Source organism: Candidatus Jordarchaeum sp., assembly GCF_052745115.1.
In genome coordinates this window covers 1-5,754 of sequence record NZ_JBRAKS010000246.1, presented here as the reverse complement: position 1 = coordinate 5,754, position 5,754 = coordinate 1, and the positions used below count along the sequence as shown (strand labels likewise).

Genomic DNA, 5,754 nt, shown 5'->3' with positions numbered 1-5,754 from the left:
GTGGTTTTTTGTTTGTTTTTTACGATTTTTGGTTTTGTCGTGGTTTTGTTTTCTGGTTTTGAATTTTTGTTCAAGGTGAGGTTTTTGGATGGAGGTTGGTGTTGTGGGTTTTTTAGAGGTTTTTCTGGGAGGATGGGAGTTTTAAAAAGAGTTGGTGATTGTGTGGGAGTGTTGTGTTTATTGGTAGAGTTGTTAGAAGGAGTTGAGTGGGCCCGCAGGGATTCGAACCCTGGACCAACAGGTGTCTCAGTGGACCTTATGAGCTTCGACATTTTTTGGGATTCTGTCGCTCTACCAGGTTTCCCGGAAAGTTTTTTTGTTTGTTTTTCCTCTGAGCTACGGGCCCATGGTTTTTCTAGAGTTCTTTTGGGTGTATTGCAGTAGTTAGTTGCAATTTATGTAAGATAAATTTTTTGCTTCTGTAGATGGTTTTATTTCTTATAGGGGTGGTGTTTTGTTTTTTGGTTTTTGGGGATTTTTGGTATTCTAGAAGTTTGCTTTTGTGGATGGTAGTGGGGGAATGTTTTTGAGGGTTGTTTTTATAAGTTGTATTTGATATTGAGAGTGGTTTTGTTGGATTTTTTTGAGTGAGATGATATTTTTATATGGCTTTGTGGTTTTGTTTGTTTGTTGTGTTTCTGAGGGTTGCGTTGTGTTTGTGAAGGATTTGAATATTCCGGAAGCGGTTAAAGGGGTTTTGTCTGAGTGGGGGTATGATTCTTTGTATCCTCCTCAGGTTGATGCTGTTCGAGCGGGTGTTTTGGATGGTGTGAATTTGGTTTTGGCTATTCCTACTGCTTCTGGTAAAACTTTGATTGCGGAGTTGTGTATGGTTAAGAGTGTGTTGAATGGGGGGAAGGCTATTTATCTTGTGCCTCTGCGTGCGCTTGCTAGTGAAAAGTTTGAGGAGTTTGCAAAATGGAAGGGTTTGGGGATTAGGGTTGGTTTGTCTACTGGGGATTTTGATTCTTCTGGTTCTGAACTCGGTAGATTTGATATTTTGGTTTGTACTAATGAGAAGGCGGATTCTCTTTTGAGACATCATGCAGATTGGATTTCTAAGATTTCTGTGATTGTTGCGGATGAGGTTCATTTGATTAATTCTGTGGATAGGGGTCCGACTCTTGAAGTGGTTCTGGCACGGTTAAGGCAGGTTAGTCCCTTTGCCCAGATTATTGCTCTTAGTGCAACAATAAGTAATGCTGTTCAACTTGCGGGATGGTTGGATGCGAAATTTGTTTTGAGTGATTGGAGGCCGGTGATTCTGAAGGAGGGGATTTTTTATAATGAGGTGATTAATTTTTCGGATGGTAGTTCACACAGTGTTCCATTAGTAGATCCGGAGTTATCAATTTGTTTGGCTTTGGATACCGTTAAGAGTAGGGGGCAGGCGCTAATATTTGATTCTACAAGGAGGAACGCCGTCTCAATTGCGAGGCGACTTTCTGGTATTTTATCCGGTTACTTGAGTAGGGCTGAAAAAAAGGCGTTTAATCGTGTGGCGCAGCAAATCCTTCGTGGTGGGGAAATTACGCAAATTTCGAAGCAGCTTTCATCTTGTATTGAGGGGGGTGTGGCTTTTCATCATGCGGGACTCAGTTATAATCAAAGAAAAATTGTGGAGGAGAATTTTAAAAATAATTTAATAAAAGTAGTCTGTGCGACCCCTACTTTGGCTGCGGGGGTTAACCTTCCAGCGAGAAGAGTGATTATTAGAAATTATAGGAGATATGATTCTAACTTTGGTTATAGGTTGATTCCGGTTCTTGAGTATAAGCAAATGGCGGGGAGGGCGGGGAGACCGAAATATGATTCTGAGGGGGATGCTGTTCTTATAGCTAAGAGTGCGGGTGAAGAAAATTTACTTAGAGAGAAGTATATTGAAGGGGCTCCTGAAACTATTGAGTCGAAACTGGCGTCAGAGTCTTTTCTCAGGACTCAGACCCTTGCCACCATTGCTTCAGGTTATGCAAGTGATCGCCAGGGGATTATGGACTTTTTGGAAAAAACTTTTTATGCTTATCAGTTCGGTTCAGATTTTATTGAAATAATTATTGGAGACATTATTACTTTCTTGCTTTCAGAGGAAATGATTAAGTCTCAGGAAAATATTTTAGTTGCTTCACTTTTCGGGAAAAGAATTTCAGAACTATATATTGATCCTATGTCCGCGATGAAAATTAGGGACGGGTTAAAGCTAAAATTAGAGCAAAATACAGATATTGGATATTTACACCTAATTTCCAGTACGCCCGATATGCCACGCCTTTATCTTGGAAGAAAAGATTATAAAGAACTCAGTTATTTTGCAGACGAACATAGATTTGAGCTTCGTGTGAGCCCTCCCGAAGAGTATGAGGATCCGAGTGAATATGAATGGTTTTTATCCGAGTTGAAAATGACTTATTTACTGGAAAGATGGATTAATGAAGCTTCGGAGGATCAGATTATTTCGCAATTTAATGTGGGTTCGGGGGACATTCTTAGGTTTGTAGAGACTGCTGATTGGCTACTTTACGCCACATACGAGATTGCAAAATTATTAAAAATTCGGGATGAACTATCCAATATCCAGCGACTTAGGTTAAGACTAAAGTACGGGGTAAAAGAAGAGCTCCTAGAACTTGTAAAACTCTCAGGAGTGGGAAGGATAAGGGCGAGAAGACTATTCAACGTGGGTCTAAAAACTCTACGGGATTTAGCCTCCGTAAAAGTCGAAGAATTAGCAAAAATTCCTACAATAGGTAAGGAAATAGCCAAGAAAATTAAAACACAATTAAATAATGTGACTGAGGAAGACACTAAAATTTCCTCATTAAACAACGTTCAAAAATCACTGACCGATTTTAAATAAAAAAAAGAAAAACGGTTACAATTTTAAAAGAGATTATTACAAATTCTAGGTCTTAATTAGATTATTCTGATTCTGAGTGAGGTCTTTTTGCGCTTTATTGGAATATTGATTAGTTTCATATGTAAACATTTTTTGTTAAACCCTATATTAGAACTTCCAGTACGGTTTCAGAATTTCCTTGATTTCTAATATGAGTTGCTGTACCTTTTCTCTAATTTTTGGCTCTGGTTCTGTTGACTCATCCTCTAAGATTTCGCCCAAGTTAGCCATATGAGAAATCACGTTAAATATGCTTCGTGGAATAGCTGAAAGATTATAGCCCCCTTCCAAAAACACTGCAACCTTGCCATCACATTTCTGCTTGGCAACATCTAATATGGTTTCCATTATTTTTCCGTGTCCAACGGAACTGATGTTCATGGATGTCAACATATCAGAGTAGTGCGAATCAAAACCGGCTGAAACAAGAATAAATTCCGGATTATACTGGTCTGCTATGGGATATAGTAATTCTCGAAGCACATAAAGATAAGTTTCATCATCTGTTTGCCAAGGAAGCGGAACATTTACCGTGTATCCTTTACCCTCCTTTTCCCCGATTTCTTGATACCAGCCAGATCCAGGATATATTCCCCACTGCTGCAGTCCGAAATATAAAACATCAGGACTATCGTAAAAAGAGTCCTGTGTACCATTTCCATGATGAGCATCAAAATCAACTATAAGAATTCTCTTAATTCCCCAATTTTTAATCATATACCTAGATAAAACTGCTATGTTATTAAATATACAAAAACCATGCCCATGATCATAAGTTGCATGATGCCCTGGCGGCCTTACTAATGCAAAACTATTATTAACCTCACCATCCCTAATTTTTTCTGCGGCCAATAACGCTCCACCCACAGCCCGAAGTGCCACCTCAAACGATTTATTGCCAACAACGGTGTCCGGATCTAGCATTCCTCCGCCCCTATCGCTGAGGTAATTAACATATTTTATATATTCCATACTATGATTCAGAGCAACTATTTCTACCGACGCCTTTTCAGGACTGAATAATTTGATTTCTGGCCTGTTAAAAATTCCCTTATTTTTTAGGAAGTCCATTGTAACTATTAATCTCTTTTTATTTTCAGGATGATTTCCGGTTTCATGCTCTAAATAATCCGGATGATAAATAATACCGGTCTTAGCCAATTTAACCTCACTCCATTTAACTTATAATAAACTAAATTCTACATTATTATTCATTTATTTAAATTATGGGTTAAAAATTCAGTTGTTTATACCTCGTTTTATGTGAAGAATATTCACCTTTTTAGTTCATTACTTTCTGTAAATTGAAAGTGAGATCCTAATTCCTAAAAGAGGGGTGTATAAATATCTAAATCTAATATTTTCTGGGGAGGTTACTATGAAACTTCAATATAAAAAAATACATATTTTATCCTTCATAACTCTAATTCTGGTTCTTATGTTAATTATATGCCAGCATCAAATTTGTTATACCACAAATCTCTTCAATAGTTCGTTAAGTAAGGATGGAGACCTGCAAATCGCATATAGAGGAGAAAATACAATAATAACTGTTAGAATGTTAAACTCAAGTGATCCCATTATAGGGGAACTTACTCTTTTTTATGATCAGTTAAATGACATATTAATTGGTGGTGAATTCACAAATTCTAGTGGATACGCAGTTCTTGACTGGAGCATTCCACCAGATTATCCTCTCGGACAAACCTGTATTAGGGCCTACTGTCCCAATAGACCTGATGCCATAATCGATGTCGATCTCCTTATCAAATCAAAAACAGTTTTTGAAAATCTCACCCACCCCACGTCAGCTCATCCCGAAGAGTATTTGTTGGTCGGAGTAAATCTAATGGATAATAATAACAATTCGATTCCAGACCAGCAAGTAAATCTGTACGATTATCAAAACACTAGCATTGCTGAATCAATTACTAATACATTTGGCTATTGTAATTTATCTTGGGAAATCCCATATGATATGGTTCTAGGAATATACACTTTTGAGATAAGATTTGAGGGCAATGAATTATATGATCCAGTTGAAAGCGAATTTAATGTAACCATAATAGGATCATCTCTTGAAATTATATCAATTAATTTAAACGCCACAGTAGTCAAACCAAATACGCCAATTAGTGTAACTGTGGAAATCACCGATGATAATCCTTTAATATTAGTCAAAATTAATGGGGTGATGCTGGAAAAAGCAGATGGAACCACCTGGAGAGCTACCATAATAGCCCCCTCCGACCCCGGCAAATACTTTTTAAATGTAATTGTTTATTACAACGAAACACCATGTGTCAATAATTCAGATACTTATTTCATAGTTAAAGGAGAGACACTAGACCTTTCAAAAGGAGCATTTTTACTATTTTTAAATAATGACGAGAGTACTCTTGGAAGAAATTTAACATTTCTCTACCCCATTTCTGCACTAGCGATAATTTCAGCAATTGTCGCCTGGAAAAAAAAGAAGCGACATCCAAGCTTTTCTAGAGACTATACGTTAGAGGTTGGTCCGTATTCTTCCTGAAAAAGATAAGGAAATGGTGGGGTTGCCGAGACTTCCAACCCAACCAGTTTAGGATGGCGTTCTTGAACTCGGGATCGCCTGCGTTCAGTGGAGAATATCTGATTCTCCGCCCCAGGCAGGACTCACACCGCCTAAGATTTTAAAGCGGAATTGTACCCATCGGGGGGTCTCGAAGGTTCATACCAAGCTTTCCGGTCTAAGGGAATCTTAAAACCCTCTAGACCACAACCCCACCTAGTATTTAGGACAGAGAACGAATAATATAAATTTTTTTCTATTAGATTACTAAAATTCATAAGAATATCTACACCAAACATACTTATTC

General features: G+C 37.9%; 3 protein-coding genes and 2 tRNA genes. 2 read left to right on the top strand and 3 right to left on the bottom strand.

The features are described 5' to 3' along the window. Positions 1–207: 207 nt before the first annotated feature. Positions 208–346 (bottom strand) — tRNA-Ile (locus ACUVXA_RS15005). 306 nt (positions 347–652) lie between these two features. On the opposite strand from ACUVXA_RS15005, the gene ACUVXA_RS15000 reads away from it, so the two are divergent. Then, positions 653–2,854, top strand: a complete 2,202-nt coding sequence (locus tag ACUVXA_RS15000) for an ATP-dependent DNA helicase (protein ID WP_445872091.1) — start codon at positions 653–655, stop codon at positions 2,852–2,854. A gap of 147 nt (positions 2,855–3,001) precedes the next feature. On the opposite strand, the gene ACUVXA_RS14995 is transcribed toward ACUVXA_RS15000, so the two are convergent. Beyond that, complete coding sequence (locus tag ACUVXA_RS14995) at positions 3,002–4,054, bottom strand: histone deacetylase family protein (protein ID WP_445872090.1); 1,053 nt, start codon at positions 4,052–4,054, stop codon at positions 3,002–3,004. Positions 4,055–4,271: 217 nt separating this feature from the next. Between ACUVXA_RS14995 and ACUVXA_RS14990 the strand changes: the two genes are divergently transcribed. Further along, positions 4,272–5,429, top strand: coding sequence for a hypothetical protein (locus ACUVXA_RS14990; RefSeq protein ID WP_445872089.1), 1,158 nt, complete (start codon positions 4,272–4,274; stop codon positions 5,427–5,429). A 14-nt stretch (positions 5,430–5,443) separates the two neighbouring features. On the opposite strand, the gene ACUVXA_RS14985 is transcribed toward ACUVXA_RS14990, so the two are convergent. Next, a tRNA-Pro gene (locus ACUVXA_RS14985) sits at positions 5,444–5,661 on the bottom strand. Positions 5,662–5,754: the final 93 nt, after the last annotated feature.

Excerpts from the sequence above, each read along its gene's own strand:
- ACUVXA_RS14990 (WP_445872089.1), top strand. The coding sequence starts at position 4,272 with ATGAAACTTCAATATAAAAAAATACATATTTTATCCTTCATAACTCTA.